The organism is Variovorax sp. PCZ-1 (genome assembly GCF_018413605.1).
Lineage (GTDB): Bacteria > Pseudomonadota > Gammaproteobacteria > Burkholderiales > Burkholderiaceae_C > JANMDU01.
In genome coordinates this window covers 148,319-169,437 of the sequence record NZ_JAHCDN010000001.1, presented here as the reverse complement: position 1 = coordinate 169,437, position 21,119 = coordinate 148,319, and the positions used below count along the sequence as shown (strand labels likewise).

General features: G+C 53.8%; 16 protein-coding genes, 1 other RNA gene and 2 pseudogenes. 8 read left to right on the top strand and 11 right to left on the bottom strand.

The genetic code is table 11. The features are described from left to right. The first annotated feature begins 418 nt into the window (after positions 1-418). Complete coding sequence (locus KIH26_RS00880; RefSeq protein WP_213441539.1) at positions 419-3,562, top strand: error-prone DNA polymerase; 3,144 nt, start codon at positions 419-421, stop codon at positions 3,560-3,562. Positions 3,563-3,583: 21 nt separating this feature from the next. Here KIH26_RS00880 and KIH26_RS00875 read toward each other — a convergent pair whose 3' ends face one another. The 7 genes and pseudogenes from KIH26_RS00875 to KIH26_RS00845 all read right to left on the bottom strand — a co-directional run bounded on the left by KIH26_RS00875 (position 3,584) and on the right by KIH26_RS00845 (position 9,734). Beyond that, positions 3,584-4,207, bottom strand: coding sequence for a hypothetical protein (locus tag KIH26_RS00875; protein WP_213441537.1), 624 nt, complete (start codon positions 4,205-4,207; stop codon positions 3,584-3,586). Between the two features lie 246 nt (positions 4,208-4,453). Further along, positions 4,454-4,813, bottom strand: a pseudogene (gene rplQ, locus KIH26_RS00870) (50S ribosomal protein L17); the annotation flags it as partial. A 439-nt stretch (positions 4,814-5,252) separates the two neighbouring features. Further along, positions 5,253-5,519, bottom strand: a complete 267-nt coding sequence (locus KIH26_RS00865; protein WP_213441533.1) for an AbrB/MazE/SpoVT family DNA-binding domain-containing protein — start codon at positions 5,517-5,519, stop codon at positions 5,253-5,255. A 102-nt stretch (positions 5,520-5,621) separates the two neighbouring features. Further along, the gene (locus tag KIH26_RS00860) at positions 5,622-6,056 is read right to left on the bottom strand and encodes a hypothetical protein (RefSeq protein WP_213441532.1); all 435 of its coding nucleotides are present in this window, start codon (positions 6,054-6,056) and stop codon (positions 5,622-5,624) included. 138 nt (positions 6,057-6,194) lie between these two features. Further along, positions 6,195-7,082: a TniB family NTP-binding protein gene (locus KIH26_RS00855; RefSeq protein ID WP_213441530.1), complete on the bottom strand. Its 888-nt coding sequence runs from the start codon at positions 7,080-7,082 to the stop codon at positions 6,195-6,197. A gap of 2 nt (positions 7,083-7,084) precedes the next feature. Next, on the bottom strand, positions 7,085-8,971 hold the full coding sequence (locus KIH26_RS00850; RefSeq protein WP_213441528.1) for a TnsB C-terminal domain-containing protein: 1,887 nt from the start codon (positions 8,969-8,971) through the stop codon (positions 7,085-7,087). Then, a complete protein-coding gene (locus tag KIH26_RS00845) occupies positions 8,955-9,734 on the bottom strand; it encodes a TnsA endonuclease N-terminal domain-containing protein (protein WP_213441526.1) in 780 nt (259 codons plus the stop codon). The genes KIH26_RS00850 and KIH26_RS00845 overlap by 17 nt, the downstream gene beginning before the upstream one ends. Before the next feature lie 109 nt (positions 9,735-9,843). Here KIH26_RS00845 and KIH26_RS00840 point away from each other — a divergent pair. Further along, positions 9,844-11,190, top strand: a pseudogene (locus KIH26_RS00840) (YifB family Mg chelatase-like AAA ATPase); the annotation flags it as partial. Between the two features lie 56 nt (positions 11,191-11,246). Here KIH26_RS00840 and rsmA read toward each other — a convergent pair. From rsmA to KIH26_RS00825, 3 genes are read right to left on the bottom strand one after another with little or no spacing between them, the layout of a single operon-like run. Then, entirely contained in the window at positions 11,247-12,026 is a 780-nt protein-coding gene (rsmA, locus tag KIH26_RS00835) for a 16S rRNA (adenine(1518)-N(6)/adenine(1519)-N(6))-dimethyltransferase RsmA (RefSeq protein ID WP_213441524.1), read from the bottom strand. Positions 12,027-12,060: 34 nt separating this feature from the next. After that, complete coding sequence (locus tag KIH26_RS00830; protein ID WP_249660893.1) at positions 12,061-13,431, bottom strand: peptidylprolyl isomerase; 1,371 nt, start codon at positions 13,429-13,431, stop codon at positions 12,061-12,063. Further along, positions 13,424-15,832, bottom strand: coding sequence for an LPS-assembly protein LptD (locus KIH26_RS00825; RefSeq protein ID WP_213441522.1), 2,409 nt, complete (start codon positions 15,830-15,832; stop codon positions 13,424-13,426). Before KIH26_RS00825 ends, KIH26_RS00830 begins: the two co-directional genes overlap by 8 nt. Positions 15,833-15,887: 55 nt before the next feature. Between KIH26_RS00825 and KIH26_RS00820 the strand changes: the two genes are divergently transcribed. From KIH26_RS00820 to KIH26_RS17130, 4 genes are all read left to right on the top strand, one after another. Beyond that, positions 15,888-16,979 carry an aminoglycoside phosphotransferase family protein gene (locus tag KIH26_RS00820; RefSeq protein WP_249660890.1) on the top strand — a complete coding sequence of 364 codons (1,092 nt, stop codon included), beginning with the start codon at positions 15,888-15,890 and terminating at the stop codon, positions 16,977-16,979. Between the two features lie 87 nt (positions 16,980-17,066). After that, entirely contained in the window at positions 17,067-17,822 is a 756-nt protein-coding gene (locus tag KIH26_RS00815) for a 16S rRNA (uracil(1498)-N(3))-methyltransferase (RefSeq protein WP_213441518.1), read from the top strand. 14 nt (positions 17,823-17,836) lie between these two features. Beyond that, positions 17,837-19,021, top strand: coding sequence for an MFS transporter (locus tag KIH26_RS00810; RefSeq protein ID WP_213441516.1), 1,185 nt, complete (start codon positions 17,837-17,839; stop codon positions 19,019-19,021). 63 nt (positions 19,022-19,084) lie between these two features. Beyond that, a complete protein-coding gene (locus KIH26_RS17130) occupies positions 19,085-19,534 on the top strand; it encodes a helix-turn-helix domain-containing protein (protein WP_213441515.1) in 450 nt (149 codons plus the stop codon). Between the two features lie 71 nt (positions 19,535-19,605). Here the strand turns inward: KIH26_RS17130 and ssrA are convergent. Next, positions 19,606-19,991: a transfer-messenger RNA gene (gene ssrA, locus KIH26_RS00800) on the bottom strand. Positions 19,992-20,110: 119 nt separating this feature from the next. On the opposite strand from ssrA, the gene KIH26_RS00795 reads away from it, so the two are divergent. Beyond that, positions 20,111-20,581 (top strand): MarR family winged helix-turn-helix transcriptional regulator, encoded by a 471-nt coding sequence (locus KIH26_RS00795; protein WP_213441513.1) that lies wholly within the window; start codon positions 20,111-20,113, stop codon positions 20,579-20,581. 47 nt (positions 20,582-20,628) lie between these two features. Continuing rightward, positions 20,629-21,054, top strand: coding sequence for an organic hydroperoxide resistance protein (locus tag KIH26_RS00790; RefSeq protein WP_213441511.1), 426 nt, complete (start codon positions 20,629-20,631; stop codon positions 21,052-21,054). The last annotated feature ends 65 nt before the right edge of the window (positions 21,055-21,119 follow it).

The following is a 21,119-nucleotide window of genomic DNA, read 5'->3' as shown; positions in this document are numbered from 1 at the left end:
ATCGGCCTGAAGCAGCGCAACGCTGGGTGAGTGCGACTTTGCCCATGGACAGCACCGAGAAGGCCAAGCCAGTCCAGCATTCACCAGATTTGTTTCGTCCCGCATGGCTGATGCCCAAGCCATTGCGCTTGCTGGTGCGTGATGACAAGCCCTACTACCAAGGCGCACTCAAGCTGATTCAAGGACCAGAGCGCATCGAGGCGAGTTTGCTGGTGGATGCCGGTCGCAAGCGAACTACCAACAAAGAGGCATCACCTAAATCTTCCAAAGATTCAGCACCTGAGTCAGTCGCCCGCGATTACTTCATCGCTTGGAATGCGCATGCCGGCCTGCTCTGGGTATTCAGAGAACGCCTAGTGGAGCAACCAGGTTGGTATCTACATGGGCTGTTTGGTTAGCTTCAAGACTTTGACCCCAAATGGATCATCTGCCCGATTACGCTGAGCTGCATGCACTAAGCAATTTCTCCTTCCAGCGGGGTGCGTCTCACCCCGAGGAGTTGGTGGCGCGTGCACACGGACTGGGCTACCGCGCCATCGCCATCACGGATGAGTGCTCAGTGGCCGGTGTGGTGCGAGCGCATGGAGAAGCCAAGAAGCTGGGGATTCGCTTGGTGCTGGGTGCTGAGTTCAAGGTGCAAGATGCACCTGTGCCCTTGACTTTGGTTTTATTGGTACGAGACCTGATCGGCTGGAGCCAGCTTTGCGAATTCATCACCCGCTGTCGGCGTAGCGCTGGGAAAGGAGAGTATCGCTGCGTTTGGGCTGAGCAAGACTGGGAAGGCTTGGATCGTTGCGAAGCACTGTGTGTGCTGCCTCAAGGCGTTGATGCAGATGCGGCTACCCAGGCAGTTGCATGGCTGCGTAGCGTTTTTGGGGAACGGCTGTGGCTGGCTTTGAGCTTGCACCTGCAGGTTCACGATGAACTCAAGGTCGAGGAAACCTTGGCCTTGTCTGCGGCCTGCAATGTGCCCGTGGTGGCCACAGGTGCTGTGCTGATGCATGTGCGCTCGCGCAAGCCTTTGCATGATGTGATCACGGCGGTTGCGCAGGGCAAGCCTGTCGCTGAATGTGGCTATGCCTTGATGGTTAACGCCGAAGCACATTTGCGACCCCGCCAGAGGCTGGCGCAAATCTATTCACCTGAGTGGCTTGCTGCTTCGGCGGAGATTGCGGCGCGCTGCACATTCAGCTTGGAAGAGATTCGCTACCAGTATCCGACGGAGGTGGTGGGCATGGGTGAGACACCCGCTCAATGCTTGGAGCGCTTGACTTATGAAGGCGCTCAGATGCGCTACCCAGCTGGCTTGCCCGAGGCCGTGCAAGCGCAGATTCTGCATGAGCTGACTGTGATCGGACAGCTCAACTATGAGATGTACTTCCTCACCGTTCATGATCTGGTGCGCTTTGCGCGCAGCAAGGGCATTCTTTGCCAAGGGCGTGGCTCAGCAGCCAATTCAGCGGTATGCTATTGCTTAGGGGTGACCGAGGTCGATCCTGCACGCATGAGTGTGCTCTTTGAGCGCTTTGTTAGCTCCTCTCGTGGCGAGCCGCCTGATATAGATGTGGACTTTGAGCACCAAAGACGGGAAGAGGTGTTTCAGTACATCTATAACAAATATGGCCGTGATCGATCTGCGCTTGCTGCAACCGTGGTGAGCTATCGCCCGAAGAGTGCGTTGCGGGATGTGGGCAAAGCATTGGCTGTGCCGGAGGCCTTGATTGATGCTTTTTCTGGTGAGCATTTTTGGTTTGATGGTGAAGTCGTGCAGTCTGAGCGAGTTCAACTGCTGCTAGAGAAGCATGACGTTCGCTTGGACTGGCGCATTGAGCAGTGGCTGTCTCTGGCAGCAATCTTGATTGGGTTTCCACGCCACTTGAGCCAGCATCCAGGTGGTTTTGTGCTGACCAAGGGGGCGCTCACCTCTATCGTTCCTGTGGAGAACGCGGCTATGCCTGATCGCAGCATCATCCAGTGGGACAAGGATGATCTTGATGCCATGGGATTGATGAAGGTGGATGTGCTGGCGCTGGGTATGCTTAGCGCCATTCGGCGCTGCTTGGATTTGGTGAGCACACAGAAAGGCCAGCGCTTTGAGATGCAGGATATTCCTGCGGAATGTCCTGTGACCTACGAGATGATCTGTGCAGCCGATACGGTAGGCGTGTTTCAGATTGAGAGCCGGGCGCAGCAAAGCATGCTGCCGCGTCTGCGGCCACAGTGCTTCTATGACTTGGTGGTGGAGGTGGCGATTGTTCGGCCTGGGCCGATCCAAGGGGGGATGGTGCATCCCTACCTGAAAAGAAGACAAGGGATTGAGCCTGTGACTTTCCCGAGCAAGGCGCTGGAAGAAGCGTTGGGGCGCACGCTGGGGGTGCCGATTTTTCAGGAGCAGGTGATGCAGATTGCCATGCTGGCTGCTGGCTTCAGTGCCGATGAAGCGGATCAACTGCGGCGCAGCATGGCGGCTTGGAAACGCAAAGGTGGGGTGGGTAAGTTTTATGAGCGGATCGTTACCGGCATGACGGATCGTGGTTATACGCTGGAGTTTGCGCAGAGCATCTTCAAACAAATCGAGGGCTTTGGGGAATATGGCTTTCCTGAGAGCCATGCGGCCAGCTTTGCGTTGCTGGTGTATGTGAGCTGTTGGCTCAAATGTCATTACCCGGCGGCGTTTTTGGTGGCGCTTCTAAATGCTCAACCGCTTGGCTTTTATTCGCCAGCGCAACTGGTGCAGGATGCGCAGCGGCATGATGTGAAGGTACTGCCCGTGGATGTGATGTACAGCGACTGGGAGACGCTGCTCCTAGCCGATTCGAGCGTGCGGCTTGGCTTGCAACTGGTGAAAGGTCTGAGCCAAACCGGGGCACAGCGTTTGGTGAACGCTAGGCAAGAATGTCCGTTTGAAAGTACAGAAGATTTGGCGCTACGAGCTGCGCTGGATGCTGGCGATATGAAAGCGTTGGCTGCAGCGGATGCGCTGCGCAGCTTGAGTGGGCATCGCCGGCAGCAAGTTTGGGAAGCGAGTGCTTTGAAGCTGCAGCCTGACGCGGTACGCGGCACGCGATCTTTGTTGCGGGATGCACCAGTCCTTGAAGAGTTTTTGGAGCTGGAATCTGCTGGGGAAGGTGAAGAGGTGAGTTGGGACTACAACACGGTTGGTCTCACTTTGCGCAGCCATCCTTTGGCGCTGCTGCGGCCACAGCTAGAAGCGATGAAGATGCTCTCTCATGCCCAGCTTCAAGAGCGCGAGCATGGGCGCTTGGTACGCACCTGCGGTCTGGTGACTATGCGGCAACAGCCACAAACGGCCAAGGGCACGGTGTTTGTGACGCTAGAGGATGAGACGGGTAGCACCAATGTGATTGTTTGGAAACGGCTGCGCCAGAGCAGCGAGGAGCAGCGGAATGCCTTGCTGCATTCTCGGCTCATGGTGGTACATGGTCGCTGGGAGCATGACACGACAACTGGCGGGCGAGTCCGTCACTTGATTGCAGGGTATCTGCAGGATGTGACGCCGTTGTTGGGGAGCTTACTAGCAACGAGTCGGGATTTTAGGTAGAGTCCGACCCCGCTGGCTCATTTAAGCAGCTGCAACTGGTGTGTTCAATGAACTGATATCAACTCGAACACGTATAGGATTCAGGTTGTCAGCATCGCCATCGAAGAAGTTTCGGAACATTCTCCGCCACCACTTTTGCTCCAGTCTACTGGGGGAGCCAATTTCCCTGAGCACTTGATTCTGCGAAAAAATCATTAGAGACATATTTCGACCAGGTGGCTCTTCAATGATGATTTCATTCCAGTGGCGCCGAAGTGCGTCCACTTCTTCTTCACGAATTGCCCGACGAGCTAGCGCTTCACTCGCATCGGTGTAGAGTTTGCTCCATCGGCGGACAAGATCACGATGCTCATAACTCACCTCATGTGCTCGCCCAACTATAAGCAAAATAGTAAGCCCTGCAGCAATTGCGACGCTGATGTAAGGGAGAGGAGAGTCTTTAAGCAACTCCTTTACAAGCGCGATAGTTGCGGTCAAGCTGACCAGTAGCATGATTTTTTCCAGCCGAACACAGTTTTCTAAAAACTTATGCCGCGCGGAGTGATATGCAATGTTGAACTGTGCATTAAGCTGAATTTGCCCCGCTTCCCGCTGCAATGGTGCGATTTCTTGCTTGTCAGTAATCAATACAGCTTTATCTTCCATAGTGATATTTGCTCCGCAGTTTCTGTATGCTATCAATAAATGAGCTAAATTTCAATAGCAGTTTAGATTTTGAGAGAATATCGCAAAACAGTTGCTGCAACGCAACGTACAAAGCCCACTGTCTTTCTTTGCCGAAAAGTATTACTATCACGCTGATTTACTACGCGATGCAGACTTAGATTTTGGCTTAGGAATGACACGTCCAAGATCATCATCATCAAAAGGTACAGGTGGCTTGTGTGATTGCTCTGCCCTTTCGACTAGCTCAATGAACGCCATAGGTGCGTTGTCGCCCACGCGGAAGCCCATCTTCAGAATACGCGTGTAACCACCGGGGCGCTTGGCAAACCGTGGGCCCAGATCAGAGAACAATTTGGTAACGCTGTCACGATCACGCAGACGAGCAAAGGCTAGGCGCATGTTAGCGACGCTCTTGACTTTAGCGAGAGTGATCATGGGCTCAACAACGCGACGCAATTCCTTGGCCTTTGGCAAGGTGGTCTTGATGGCCTCGTGCTGAATCAGCGAGTTCATCATGTTGCGGAGCATTAATTGGCGATGCTCGCTGGTGCGGTTGAGCTTACGAAGTCCGTTACCGTGGCGCATGATGCAGTGAAATTGAATGTCAAATGGTGCGTTATTGTAAACAAGTCAATCCCGTGACAATGCTCAATAGGGTGCAATTGTGCGTTCAAACCAACGCCCTGCATGCGATGTCTGAGACCAAAAAGCTCAAACACACCCTTATTCAAGCTTGGTAAGCAGCAGAGTTAACGCAGCAGCGAACCGATTACAGCTTTTGGAGCGTTTGCATGCGAGTCTTTATCATCAGAAGTGATGATGAAACTGCTTTAAGAGCGTTAGGAATCCAAAGAAAACAACAATCTCTACCAAACTACCCCGCCAGAAGCGGTATCCGAGCGCGAAGAACGAAGCGGAAGGCGTACAACTGAAAAAACTGGTGCTAGGCGGCCTCAAATTTAAGAAGGCGTCTGTGACCTTGACAACGCATCCCCAATAAGCGTCTAAAACCAGCGCAATGCGGTCAATTGAACTTCTCTGTGCCCACAAGACCATCGTCTAACAACGCTGTATTAACCATCAGCGCATGCTTATCGTACTTTGCAAGCTTTTCATTCAAGGTCAGGCGCTTCTTATCAGGGATCAGCAGTAAACCTTCTTTGTGGTGTTTGACGGTGAGCTCCGTACCCATGTCTATGTCCATCAACCGCATGGCAGCTTTTGTCAAACGTACGCCGGCGCCATTACCCCACGCCGTTACTTTTAATTTGATCGGACCGTCGGGCGACACTGTTCAACTTTCTAAAGATGTTTACTCACGCTAGAGCACAGCAAGTGGAGATATCAGACGCGGCAGGCGCACGCATATTAACTCCCGCGGGTGTAACAAGATTTAAGTCAGCAAGGCGGGCTCTAAGATCGGATTCTTGAGCCAACCATATTTTTCGGCTAAATCACCATAGTCAACTATCGCATGCACACAGGTTTTGAGGTTCTGTAAATTGTAATGAGCCGCCTCCACGCCTATTCCTAGGCATTCATGCTCTCGAGGATTATTTGACTTCAAATCCAAATCAATGGCTTCAAACAAATCAAATGCATTTCTCTGTACTGCAGGAAAATTCTCAAGATTGATTTGTTGCTTTGAATAGTACGTGGCTAGATAGTTGAACTCTCGAACCAGTAAGTTCGCAACGCTGAACCCTAGATTGCCGTTCAAGGTAAATTTGTAGTGGTCATAAAACCACCGCACCTCTTCAGGTCTGTTGTCAGTTTTTCCACCCCAGCCGACAAGCGAACGCAAGAAATCAAAGAATGATGAACTCATTGTAAGTGCCTCAAGAAAAAGTGAGTCTAGAAAACGCCAGCCACAACTCTCGGTGTCTTCGCTAGCTATACGTTACCAATTTCTTCCGTGGTTGACAATACCTAAGACCAGCTACACATGTCCTAACAACGCACTGCGTCACATAGGCAGTCGGTGTCTTTGCTGCGGATGAGACCACCCAATCGCTTTAAGGTTCTTTTGCGATAAAGAATCAACTGTTATCTGCTCTGCACCTGATCGAATGGCCTGCGCAGCCACTCTATGCAGTAGCTCGCATAGGTTGCCAATAATTCCATCAGACTCTTGGAATAACCTCTCCGCTAATTCAGTGGCACCAAGATTGGAAGATTGCCTGAGCTTCAGGGTTTTCTCAAGCGTCATAAGCAATTTTCGGAACTCATCGTCCATCTTCCATTTCGGCAAGAAGACAGGCTCGAATCGATTGCGAACCTGCGGATCCGCCTGCAAAAGATTCAGCGTCTCTGGTACACCAGCAACGACCATGGGTATTTGAAGTTCATTGCCAATGAACTTCAAAGCATTTAGCAACCTCTGTTGCTTCGCTGGCGTTCCCGCTTGAAAAAAACCGAACTCATCGACCAGTAGCATCCGAGTCTTCAATGCTTGGAGAATTTTGATCAATCTGCGCAACATGCTCTCCGCGGGTTCTCGTGCGCCTGGCGGCGCGTAGAGCTCGTTAAGCATGCGCGTGTATAACCGACCTTCGTCTGGCTCCGGCGGAGCCTGAAACTTGAAGACAGGCTTTTCTATGTTGTCTTTGTTGATGTCGTAGTCTGGCGCAAGAGTTGGATCATGCTTGCGAGCAAAGTTGTTGAGCAGCATGGACTTGCCATTGTTGGTTTCGCCAATCAAAGCCAAATTGGGCATTCGGTGCATCCGAGGATGATTCAGCAAATCCTCGATTTGCTGCCGGATCAATACTGCTCTTGCATACCCGATCCAAACCGGTCTTTTCAGGTCGTGGACGCGTTGCTCAATGTCGTTCAAGCCAGTTTCAGTGTTCATAGTCAGAGCCATTCAACCTCTTCATAGGGTTGAACATCTGCTGGCGAAGACTCCGGCTGAATAGCAGCAGGCGTTGGCACAGTATTGCCTTCGTTTTCAATTGAGGCCGGCTGGGGTGAATCCCTGCGGCGCATCTGTTGAGTAGCGCTTCTGGTGCGGCGTGTCTTGGAAGTAGTTTTGACCGCCGCCTCCTCGATGCGCCGCATTTCATTGAGTGCATTGAAGATTTCTGCTTCGTTCACCTGCTCACGCCCCTGATCCCGTAGGTAACGGCGAATAGCCCTTAGCTCCCATAGACTGATCAAGGCATGGCTTTTATCTCGATACGGTATGCGGAAGTAGGTTTGAGCATCCGGATCATAAAAGTAGATGCAACTGATGTCTCGTGGGTCACGCCGACAAATGAACTTACGCCTTTGCCTCTTGCTCTTTGGATCGACAGAACCAACCCAGCGACGCAATACATCGCTTTGGTAGTTGATGTTGTCAATCTTGATCCCATAAGGCTGAACCGTCACTTCGACCAGCGGCAAGAAATCCATCCTCAGACGCTCTTCGTCGGTAATGACCTCAATCACGCCTGCAGCGACTGTCACACCATCACCCAGAATTCCTCGCTTGTATTCTGCAAGTGGAGGTCGTTGGTCAAGCGATGAGTGCGACTCGTTGTGGTAGAAGCCCAAGATCAGGTTGGCCAGCCACAGCTCAAACTCCTTGAGCGTCATAACCGCACGACCCTGCGCATCGTACTCACCCTTTTCTTCCACATTCGAAAAAGATGTTCCTCGAAGCGTTTGTATCCACCCCATCAAACTGCCCAGATAGCGCTCAATATGCGCTCCATAGCGGGGAGTCTTAATTTTGCGGAACATCAGATCGATGCCATACTCTTGGCAGGCGCGCTCCAAGGTTTTTCCGTGGAACTCTTTGGCGTTATCCACATGCACCATCTGCGGTTTGCCCATGCACGGGTACTCGTAAGAAAGTCCGTGTTTGGCCAGCATCGACTTCTTGGACAGCATAGCGTTTGCCAAGCAAATTCCAGTCGCTAGTGTGCCGGGCGGATCAAACGACACGTAATACCCAGCAACCATCCGACTGTGAACATCAATGGCCACGGTCAGCCACGGCCTACCAATCCATACGCGATGCACCTCATCCACCAAGTGAACATCCACAGGAGTGTGATCAATCTGAATGACCGCGTACGGTCGATCCGCAAAAGGAATCGTCCCTTTGATCAATTCCAATTTATCAGCGACAGCTTGTCCCGAGCGCTTCTTAGTCGCAGATTTGCTATCGACTTGCTCTAAGCGCGAGATCAGAGTCGTCAAACTGGGTGGCGGTAGTCTTGGATCGGCATTCCAGCACCTGCGTTTAACCTCCCGATATGCCGCTGCAGGCGTTCTTTTCTCGGGGGTGAGCCAGTAATCGGCAATCACCTCACTGATCACCTCCTCTACCGCCTTATCCAAGCGTTGAACGCCAGCATCTGCGCGTTGTTTACGCATCAGGTTAGTCAATACCGCACCATTTTTGTATTGGTTCAACCATCGGTAGATGGTTGCCCTTGAGGTTCCAGCAGATGAAGCAATTTGCTCAACCTCAGCCGTTGTCCACGCACCAGCGTCGAGCAGAGGCTTGATGATCAAGTGCCGGCTGCGCGCCTCTTCCAATCGATCCGTCGGAATGGCCTCAAGATCCATGTCTGTTCGACGCATAGCTGGCGAGTGACACCGTATATTTTCAAGCGAAACGGTTCTCGTCTGCTGGCTATCAATAGCTTGAACAACAACGTTTACCGGGTCGGCGTAACGAAAAACAACGTAGTCCTTGTTATCGTCAAGCTTGACCACAGCTCCTACGGAAACTCTAGCGATACCAGTCATATTGCGCTTGCCTCCATTTAGGGGTGGGCATTTGCCCGGTACGCCACATTTGGCCTGGCCATATGGGTGTGTTCATCGTTAATGGCTCAATTAAATCAGCATCAAATATACCCATCGCCAGCATACGCCAAACTCTGGCGATCACCCTGGACTGCAGCTCGAATGACGGACTGAATCTGCTCATGATTTCTTGGGGGGTGATAGGCTCATCGAGTGTGCGAACTAAACCTCCCAGTTCGTCATCGATGGCGACTTCTTTGAAGTATTTGCCGGTTTCATCATCCGGGCGCTTGTAGTTCAGCAAAAAGCGAACATTTGAGGCAAACACGGGTTTGATCTGCTTCTCCGTAATCAGGCGAAACCTGACGCCAGTGCCTTGCAAAGCCCTGCGCGCCGCCTTGAACTTAGGTTTGAGCTCGCCCCAGCTCTCCCTCAAAACTGCGGAAGGCTTGACCTCATAAACGGTTGAAATGCACCCATGGCAAGCCTTTGCGCCCGAAACAACAAGATGATCTTGAACCTTCGAGCTGAACTTCACCAACACATCAGGGTGGTACTTCCTGCCGCGCTGGTTCACGTCAGTCCATGGGACGACTAGGCACTGCTCGCCGTACTTTTCAACACGCGGATCAAAGTCCAAAATGCTGAAAAAGTCGTATTCCAGCAACGACTCAGCATGTACCATGCGTCCAAGCTTGTCGCTGGCCAGCCTTGCGGTCACGCTATATGGGTTCTCACGAACCTTGCGCACAGGGCCTAACATGGCAGCTTCCTCGCCACGCAGAAAGGCCAGCACTCGGTTTGTGCAATCGTCCATTTTGAATTCTTAAATAATGATGGCATATTTTCTCAAATAACTCCAGAATTCACACAAAGATTCTGGCCGCTTTGATTTACCCATTGCTTTGGGGATATTGGCTGCCAGCGGGCAAATCGACAGTTCCAAGCTAGACGGGTATGAATTTGCAGGTGAGCTCTCACTCTCGGGGCAACTCAGGCCGGTAAACGGTGCACTCGCGATGGCTTTGGGCATGGCTTTGCAGCATGATGCAAACACAGGCGAGCCCCCTGTTTTGGTGCTACCTGAAGGCAGCGCGGAAGAAGCCAGCCTGGTGCCGGATGCGCGGGTGGTGCGTGTGGCGCATTTGCTGGATGTGGTGGCAAGATTTGCACCAGCTAAAGCATCTGAAGGCGATCTGCCAGAGTCAGCGGGCGGCTGGACGATACTGCAAGCCCCTGATCGCCAGCCCAGCGCCCAGCATGCAGATATGCGCGAAGTCAAAGGCCAGCAAGCGGCAAAACGAGCGCTAGAAATTGCTGCTGCGGGTGGTCACAGCGTGTTGATGGTGGGCGCACCAGGTACGGGCAAATCCATGCTCGCACAGCGCTTTGCAGGCATCTTGCCGCCCATGAGCACGCAAGAGGCTTTGGAATCAGCGGCTATTTTGAGCTTGGCTGGGCAGTTCAAGCCCTCGCTATGGGCACAGCGTATCGTGCAAGCGCCGCACCATACCGCCAGCGCGGTGGCTCTTGTTGGTGGCGGCTCTCCTCCACGCCCTGGTGAGATTTCTTTGGCTCACGAAGGCGTGCTGTTTCTTGATGAGCTGCCTCACTTCCCCAGGGCATCTTTGGAAGCCCTGCGTGAGCCACTCGAGACGGGACAAATCAGCATCTCCCGCGCTGCACAGCGCGCGACCTTCCCTGCGCGCTTCCAACTGATTGCAGCGATGAATCCCTGCGTGTGCGGCCATCTGGGATCGCGCGTGAAGGCCTGCAAATGCACGCCCGATCAGGTAGATCGCTATCAAAACAAGCTCTCGGGCCCACTTTTGGATCGCATTGATATCCATGTGGAGGTGCAAGCTTTGGCACCAGAGGAATTGCTCAACACCTCGAGCCAAGCTGGCTCATCCACGGAGAGCAGTGAAGAGATTGCACAGCGCGTGGCGCAAGCTCAGGCGCGCAGCCTTGCACGGCAAGGACAACTCAACCGTGCCCTTGAAGGCAAGGCCTTGGAAGAACAAATCGTGCTGGATGACGCCGCGCGGAAATTTCGCAACACGGCTGCGGCAAGATTGGGTTGGTCGGGCCGCTCAATTCATCGCACCTTACGCGTAGCGCGCACAATCGCTGATTTGGCTAGCTCGCCAAATACACAAGTCGCACATGTGGCAGAAGCCATCCAATATCGCCGTGCACTGCGCTCGCAAGCAGGATAAATTTTAATGAAATCGCCTGTTTGGCGGCTTATATACTGCGCAAAGTGCTATATAAACTATAGCAATTGAGCTAATGCCACATACTCGCTCACGCTTACTTCTTCCGCTCGCCGTTGCAAATCAAAAGCGCCTGTGAAGCTCTTGGCATCTAACCAGCGCCCCAGAGAATGCCGCAGCAGCTTACGCCGCTGGCTGAAAGCAACTTTAACCAACTCCTCAAGCAGCTCAGGCTTGAGCTCGGCGGGCTGAGCATACGGAATCATACGCACCACGGCGCTTTGCACACGCGGCGGTGGATCGAAAGCCTCGGGCGGCACATGCAAAAAATTGTCCATCGCATAGCGCCATTGCAGCATCACAGACAACCTACCGTAATCTGCTGTGGCTGGCTTGGCCACCATGCGATCAATCACTTCCTTTTGGAGCATGAAGTGCTGATCGGCAATGCGTGCAGCAAAAGGCAAAAGATGAAACAGAATCGGCGTGGAGATGTTGTAGGGCAAATTGCCAACAACACGAAGCTGCGAAGCATTTGCTACATTTTTAGTAGCATTTTGCGCAGGCTGTATGCCGGCAAAATCAACTTTAAGCACATCAGATTCAATGACCTGCACATGCGCGCGCATACGCCAATGCGCAGCCAAATCACGATCGAGCTCGACCACCGTGATGGCACCCAAGCGCTCCAGCAAAGGTTGTGTCAAAGCCCCCAAGCCCGGGCCGATTTCGATCATATGATCGCCCGGCTTGGGGTCAATCTGCGAGACGATGGCTTCAATCAAAGCACCATCGACCAGAAAATGCTGGCCAAAGCGTTTGCGCGGAATATGTTTCACACGGAGAATTTCTTTGGGCTTGAATGGCGTGCGCTTATTGCGGCGGCTCTCGCATTTCCACGTAAGCGCGGGCACGCACATCCTGCGCCCAGCTGATAAAAGCCTCATCCAGCTTCTTCTCGCGCAGTGCACCTCGCGCGGCCTCGCGCTGCTCACGCTCATTCATTTTTCGCTCGCGGCGCTCCTGCACTTGGATCAAATGCACACCAAAGCGCGATACCAAAGGCTCGGATACCTGGCCGATGGCCAATGCATTCATCACCTCCTCAAACTCAGGCACAAACTGCCCCGGTACAGCCCAGCCCAGATCGCCACCTTCTCGCGCAGAACCATCTTGCGAGTTGTCTTTAGCCGCTTGCGCAAAATCGAGGCCGGCTGCAATCCGCTTGCGCAGCTCAGTCAAGCGCTCGCGTGCCACGGATTCAGGCAGCTGCGCATTGGTACGCAGCAAGATGTGGCGAGCGCGCGTTTGCGGGATCACCAAATTGCCCAAACCCTGCTGGCGCTTTTCAATCACCTTGAGCACATGAAAGCCTGCGCCCGAGCGCACAGGGGCAGCTACGCCACCGGCTTGCAGATTTTGCGTGGCCTCCACAAACAAGCCAGGGTAACGATCCAGAGGGCGCAAGCCCATCACCCCACCATTGTCTCGTGCGCCAGGTGCATCAGAAAACTCACGCGCTAGCACAGCAAAATCCTCACCTGCCCTTGCGCGTGTAAAGGCACGCTGTGCCCTAGCTGCAAGCGCTGTGATTTGCGCATCGGTTGCAGTCTCTGGTACTGCCACCAGGATTTGGGCGATATTGATATCAACGTCCCCCGTGGGCGAATCGCGTTGCTCGCGGATGAAGGCGTCCAGTTCGCTCTCGGTGATGCGCACGCGCGGCTCCACCTCGCGCTCACGCACACGCTGGAGCAGCAAATCATCGCGCAGGTTGTTGCGCAGTGTGTTCATGTCAATGCCATCTTCACGCATTCGCTGACGAAACTGATCCATGCTGAGTTGGTTTTGGCGCGCAATATTTTGTACGGCGTTGTCAATGGCTTGGGTGTCGATGCGGATACCGCTGTCACGCGCCAATTGGATTTGTGTGCGCTCGCTGATCAGGCGCTCGAGCACCTGGGCGTAAAGCTCTTGACGCGGTGGCATGGCAGCGCCGCGAGCGGAAAATTGCTGCTCAATTTGCAACAAGCGATTGCGCACCTCCTGGTTGGTGATTGGCTCTGAATTGACGATGGCGACAATGAAATCAGCGCTGCGCTGGCTGGTATCTTGCGCCGCGCGGCCAAGATTCAAATTCGGGCTGGCGCGCAAACCCTGCGCTTGCACCAAAGAATGCGCGCTAAAAAAAAGTGCGAAAGCCAAATACAAAAAACGCTGGGGGGTCATCACAGAATCACTCATAGTTACTGAATCGGCTGGGAGAATTCTCGATTTTCTCACGCAGCAGCTGATAGCGCGGCACATTGGTCTGCAGGGTGCTCAGCGGGCTGGAGCCCACGCGGGCAAAACCCACGAATTCCATCTGGAACAAAATACGTTTGGTGGCTGTGCTTGTGGTGGTTTGTAGGCGCTCGACAGCCACGCGGCCGAGCCAACTTCCGCCATCGTATTCAAAGCCTAGGATGGTATCGACTTGGCGGTTCTCTTTTAAGCTGTAATTCAAGCGCCCAACTGTGTACCAACGCCCTTTGCCCTGACCTTGGCCACTGGGCATGGCCTTACCTTTGTCGCCCCACAAATCATTGATTGGCCATTGCCAGCCTAAATCAATCTGCTCACTCACACCGCGGTTCAAACGATAGGTGGCACTGAGCACGCGATAAGGGCTGGGGGTGTAACGCGTACTCAAGGTGCTGCGCTGAGAGCGGCGGATATCGGGGTTGTATTGCACCGTGCCGTCAAACTGCCAGCGCGGATTCCAGTTGATCGTGCCGCCAAAGAGCATGTCAGAGAAACGCGATTTGTCGGCCAAGCCGCCGGGCAGTGTGACGCGTTGATCAGCAAAGCGCAGGCGCTGGGCATAGTTCAAGCGAATGATTTCAGCACCCGTTGCGGGATCAAGCAGGCGTGAGGCGACACCCAGAGTAAGCAAGTTGTTATCGGAGAGACGATCATGGCCATTGAAGGCGTTTTCGCTGAAGATGGTGGCGAAGTTGAAGTCGTTTGCGCCACTGTCATACACCGGCAAGGATGATTGGTCCCGAAAGGGTGTGTAGGTATAGAAAGCACGTGGCTCCAATGTTTGCGTGAAGCTGCGCCCAAAGTAGCTGGCGTTGCGCTCAAAAATCAGGCCGCTGTCCAAACTGAAAGTGGGTACCATGCGAGAGGCCGAGCGAGCGCCGGTTAGGGGGCCGGCTGTGAGCGGCGCATCAAAGTTATAGGCCGTGTTGTGCAATTGCAGTTTTGGTATGAAGAAACTGCCAGGTGTTGTAAATGGGCGGCTGATTTGCGCTAGAGAATAGTTGCGCTGCGCGTTAGGCTGCAAAGTCAAAGCACTGGCCGAGCGAAATCGCGTGGTATCCAGCTCTAAGCTGTAATCCAAACCGCCATGGTTAACGCGGCTGTATCTGCCATTGAGCTGGGGCAGGCGATCATAGGGTGGCGTGATGACGGATGTGGTTTGCTGCAAGGTTTGCCACTTGAGTGCGCGGCTGTACAGGCTCCAGGCCCCACGGCTCCAGCTGGCACTGGCATCGTTGGCCAACAGTCGCTGCGTGAGCGAGCTGGTGGCGCGCGGGAAATCGCGCCAATAATCATCATCGCTCACACGATTCAAACCGAGGTTGACACCGATACTGCCCACCGCAGGCAGGCCCGTATCAATCATGCCGGCGTGTGAGGTGCTCAAGCCCCAACGGTTTCGGTTGCGCAATCGATCACTCGGCATCGTATCCAAGCGCGCTGAACCGGAATAATTGCGCTCCAAGTAGCGAAACTCTGTGCCCAGATTGATGCCGCGGCGTGAAAGGATGGCCGGGTAAAGCGTGACATCGCGGTTGGCTGCGAGATTGAGATAGTAGGGCACGACCACTTCGAGGCCGCTGACGTTATCGAGGTTGATGCTGGGTGGCAGCCAGCCGCTTTTGCGCTCATCCGTCAGTGGAAAGCTCAAATAAGGCGCTCCCAAAATCGGCACCCCCATGAACTCCAGCCGCGCACCGCTGGCCTCACCCACATTGGTTTCATTGTCGATGCGAACTTGGCTTCCTTTGATTTGCCAGTCTGTCGAGTCTTCAATACCAGGCTCTTTGTGCCACACCGAGTATTTGGCATCACGCGCAACCGAACGTTGATCGTCAATAAAGTCGATTCGGGAGGCTTGGCCACGCCCATTGTTTCTGAGAAGACGAAAGCGCGGCTGCAAGAAATATCCCTCTTGCGCATCGACCCGCAATTGACCTTCACTGCCCTCATAAACATTGCCGTCCCGATTGAGATAGACCTTACCGCGCACCTTGGCCAAATCATCGGGTTGGTAATATTCGATACGGTCGGCGCGCAGCACAACACCGTTTCTGCGCAATTCTGCATTGCCTTCAATCACCGTTTCCAGCTCGGGCCGGCCAGTGATACTGTTGCCCAGCACATAGGTTGGCATGCCCTTACGCTGCTCAGGCGTGAAATTTTCTTGTAGCTGGCGCGAAGATTTCAGCTTGAAGCCGGGCTCAGCGCCTGGCGTGAGCCCCGTTTGAGCCCAAGCGGGCAAGCATGTCACGCAGAGCCAAGCTACCGCCCAAGCCACAGGATGGGCGGCGATCTCAAGGCGGTGTGATCGGGTGTGAGCAGACTGTGGCAGACGCATGCAAGAAGACAATACTGGAGCGAACGAGAAAACGGTTTATACAATGGGATTATCCATGAGCCACAACCTAACCTCTTCTTCATCTCCAATCTCTGTCGTTTGGGCAGATTCACAGCGCGAGCAAGCTTTTGTCGATTGGCTGGCTGATACGGCAGCCAGCCATCAACTTCAGAGCGAAACTCTCCGGATCGCAAGCGCCGATGCCAGTTTCCGCCGCTATCTGCGCATCGATGCGGCTGACGGCTCGCCACGCATCATCATGGATGCGCCGCCAGACAAAGAAGATTGCAAACCCTTCGTCAAAATCGCTGGTCTTTTGCAGAGCGCAGGCCTGCTCGCGCCTGAGGTGCTGGCCTGGAATGAGCCCCAAGGTTTCATGCTGCTCACCGATTTGGGCGCACAAACCATGATGCAAGGCATCAACACCCAGGAGCCGCAGGCTAATTTCGGCCGCTACATGCAGGCTACCGATGCGCTCATTCAATGGCAACTCGCCTCCAAGCCCGGCATCTTGCCAGCTTACGATGAAGCCCTGCTGCGCCGCGAGCTTTCGCTTTTTCCCGATTGGTATTTGGCGCAACATCGCAAAGTCACCTTGACTACCACGCAGCAGCAAACCATGCAAAGCGCCTTCGATCTGATTGTGCGCCGCAATCTCGCCGCGCCCAGCGTCTATGTGCACCGCGATTTCATGCCGCGCAATTTGATGCTGACACGGGATGATCAGCTTGGCGTTTTAGATTTTCAAGACGCGGTGTATGGCCCCATCAGTTACGACATCGCCTCCCTCATGCGTGACGCTTTCCTCACCTGGGACGAAGAATTCGTGCTCGATGTGACCGTGCGCTATTGGGAAAAAGCGCGCAAAGCTGGACTGATGGATTTTGAAGATTGGTCTTCAGATTTCGGGGCGTTTTATCGTGCTGTCGAGTGGATGGGCTTGCAACGCCACCTCAAAGTGGCCGGCATCTTCGCTCGGCTCACACTGCGCGATGGCAAAGAAAAATACTTGGCCGACACGCCACGCTTCATCCACTATATCCGCAGCACCTGCAACCGCTATCGCGAACTTGGACCTTTTCTCAAAGTGATCGATGAAGTCGAAGGCCTTCAGGAAGCCAGCGGCTGGGCGTTTGGTCGGATGTAGTTTTTTATGATTTTTAAAGAAAAACAACGGTTTACCGGCATAGAATCTGCGCAACATGCTATTAAATTTGTAGTGTATTGATTTTCTATGCCACGCATCTACACACCGCAAGCTCTTTCACCTGGCCACAAACTACAGCTCGATGCTGCAGCCGCGCGCCATGTGCAAGTGCTACGCATGCAACCTGGCGATACGCTCATCCTCTTCAACGGCCAAGGCGGTGAATTTGAGGCGAAAGTCACGCTGATGGGGCGCTCGCAAGTGGAGGCGGAGATCGGCGCGCATCACGCGATTGAGCGCGAAGCTGCACGCCAAGTGCATCTGGCCATCGGCATGCCCGCCAACGAACGCATGGATTGGCTGATCGAAAAAGCCACCGAGCTCGGCGCAGTCAGCATTCAACCGCTCATGACCGAGCGCAGCGTGTTGCGGCTTTCCGGCGAACGCGCCGAGAAAAAAACCGCGCATTGGCAAGCTGCCGCTGTCGCCGCCTGCGAGCAGTGTGGCCGCAATCGTATTCCTGTTGTTCACAGCCCTGTTTCATATCAAAAATGGCTGATCGCCGGCGTAGAATCTGCGCAAGCAGCTATTGAATCGATAGCATTCAGCACTGCTGCCAAAGCCATCCTCTGCCTTCATCTTGAAACCCTTCGAGCTGCAGACTGGGCAGCGCAACACCCTAGCCAGCCCCTGATTTGCCTCGCTGGTCCCGAAGGCGGCTTGAGCCCACAAGAACAGCAAGCTGCCATCGACGCTGGTTTTGCGCCCATCACTCTAGGCACACGCACCTTACGCTCTGAAACTGCGCCACTGGCGGCTTTGGCGATATGGACGCTGAGCTAACCCGGATATTTCCTATGAACAAAAACCTCTGGTTGCTCGCTCTCGCGCAAGGCCTTTTTCTCACCAATAACGTCGTCTTCATCGCTATTAACGGCCTCGTCGGTCTCGCTCTTGCACCCTTTGGCTGGATGGCTACGCTGCCTGTGATGGGCTATGTGGTGGGCGGGGCGCTGGCTACCCCTTTGGTGGCGCGTACGCAGCGCATGTATAGTCGCAAAGGCTCGTTTTTGATTGGCCTGATCGTTGCCATGCTCTCCGCCCTCCTCTGCCTTTATGCTGCTTGGGCCAAAGATTTCTGGCTGCTCGTTGCCGCCACGGTGGTGGGAGGTTATTACAACGCCAATGCCCAGCTCTACCGTTTCGCAGCTGCGGAATTGGCTGTTAGCAGCTTCAAAGAAAAAGCCGTTTCGCTCGTGCTTGCAGGTGGCTTGATTGGCGCGGTGGCCGGGCCCAATCTCGCTGCAGCCACGCGCACCCTCATGGCCACACCTTTTGCGGGCGCATATCTGGCTTTGGCTTTCGTGGCACTCTTGGGCTTGGCCGTTGTAGCCTTCATCGACTTCCCAGAACACAAAGTCGCCGCCCAAACCGCCGGTGGCAGGCCATTGCTAGAAATCATGAAGCAGCCCGTCTTCATCGTCGCCGCTTTGGGCAGCGCTTTGGGCTACGGCGTGATGAACCTGCTGATGGCAGCCACACCCCTGGCTATGCAGCAATGCGGCCTGCCTTTTTCAGATGCCGCCCTCGTGCTCGAATGGCATGTCATCGGGATGTTCGCCCCCGGCTTCTTCACGGGCCACCTGATCAAGCGCTTCGGCACGCTACGCATCATGGGCATCGGCGTGCTCCTGAACGCGCTCTGTATCGCCATTGCACTGTCTGGCGTAGAACTCCATCAATTCCTCATCGCTCTCTTTCTACTCGGCGTAGGTTGGAACTTTCTATTTACAGGCGCCACAACTTTGGCGCTGGATGCCTACAAACCAGAAGAAAAAGACAAGGCCCAAGGCGCACTCAATTTCTGTGTATTTGCAACGCTTGCTTTATCCTCATTTGCCTCCGGCGTACTCGTCACCACCCAAGGCTGGGCTTTGCTCAACTGGGGCTCGATTGCCCCCGTAGCGCTCACAGCTGCTTCGTTGATGTGGCTGGCTTGGCATCGCAGAAATTTACAATCTCAATCAACAAATAAGCCATAATCTTTGTTATTGTTAAAAAATCCTCAGGGGATCTATAAAAATCATATCGTTGGAAAAATCTAAGTGACTACATTTGCTAATCAACTCAAAGCAGAAATCGCCCGCATTGCCAAAAAAGCGGGTAAAGCCGAAACCGCGGCACTCAAAAAATCCTCTTCTAATTACCGCTCTGAAATCGCTGAACTCAAACGCCGCATTGCCGCGCTTGAATCCAGTATCAGCAAGCTCGCCAAACAAGCAGGCAAACCTGGCCGTGCCAGCTCGGCCTCAAATGAAGAAAAAGACAAACTGCGTTTTCGCCAAGATGGCTTCATCACTTTGCGCAAGAAGCTCAATCTCTCGGCCAATGAAATGGGTCAATTGCTAGGAGTCAGCGGTCAATCCATCTACAAATGGGAACAAGGCAAAGCCAAACCGCGCGCCAGCCAATTACCTGCCATCGCTGCTGCGCGCAAGATGGGTAAAAAAGAAGTGACTGCCAAGCTCGCAGGTACTTCACCCGTAGCAGATTAAATCCTGCTTCGCACAAACAACAAAGCGCCCCAAGAGGGCGCTTTGTGCTTTTTTGGCCTTGGATTGATAAGTGGTGGAGCTGGCGGGAATTGAACCCGCGTCCGAAAACCTTTTTCCTGATCGATCTACATGTGTAGCCTTCTGATTTGTGTCTCGCCCATTTCGTCGCGCAGGGGCACGCTACGAAACAGACCAGCGACCTATTTTCTCGCCCTCACTCAAGTCACCCGAGTGAAGACCATCCGATGTGAATAAGCTTGCAGCCGAGAAATGCTAGGTTGCCCCATCACCCCTTTGCCCAGCCCATCGGAGAGCTGTTGCAAGCCTCTCAGCAATTAAGCTGCGAGTGCGAAACGTTCGTCGTTTGCAGTTAAGTTTTTTGAATCAGTTTTACGAGCACATTCAGCTCGACATGCACTACCAGACGTCTAGCCCCCGTCGAAACCAGAGCAGCCCCAGAGCATGCTATTTTAAGGCGTTTGCAAAAAATTCAAGCCGCACTGTTGGCTTGATCAATCAACATGGCATGTTTTAATCAAATTGCACACAATTTAATTGTGTGCAATAATTCAACCTATGCGCAAGAACAGCACCTCCGCCTCACCCTTACACAACGCTTTAGCGCTAGACAACCAACTGTGCTTTGCCTTGTATTCCGCCTCATTGGCCATGACCAAGCTCTACAAACCTCTTCTGGCTGAGCTGGGTTTGACCTATCCGCAATATTTGGTGATGCTGGCTCTGTGGGGCGATGATGGATTGAGCGTCTCTTCGCTAGGCGAGCGCCTGTCCCTTGACTCAGGCACGCTCACCCCATTACTCAAGCGCCTAGAAGCCAATGAGCTGCTCTCGCGCGTACGCGATGCAGCAGACGAGCGACGCGTGCATATCGTGCTCACAGCGCGTGGCCGCGCGCTCAAAGTGCAAGCGCAAAAAATCCCAGGCTGCGTGGTGACTGCCTTGCAATGCTCCGTGCCCGAGATCATGAGCATCACGCAGCAAGTACAAGGCCTGCGCAACCGGCTGCAAACAACGCTTGCTGCCTGATCTATCCCCATCCCATTTCCCCCTCAACCCCCTCAAAGGAAAACACCATGAACAAGCTCGACAAAGTGCTCTATACCGCCAAAGCCCACACCACAGGTGGCCGCGATGGCACTTCCCGCTCGGATGACGGCATGCTGGACGTGAAACTCTCGCCTCCCAAAGCCATGGGCGGCGCTGGCACGGCGACCAACCCTGAGCAACTCTTTGCAGCAGGCTACTCAGCTTGCTTCATGGGCGCGATGAAACATGTGGCTGGCATGAAGAAAATCGCTGTGCCTGCAGATGCTTCGATTGATGCAGAAGTGGACATTGGCCCCATTCCTCAAGGCTTTGGCATCGCAGCTCGCCTCACCGTGAGCCTGCCCGGCATGGACAAAGCCGTGGCACAAGATTTGGTGGAGACGGCACATAAAGTGTGCCCCTACTCCAATGCGACGCGCGGCAATATTGAGGTGACTTTGGCTGTCATCTGATCATTTGCAGCGTCATGGTCGGCGCACTGATCCAGTGTACCGACCAGACTTTACTATAAATTCAG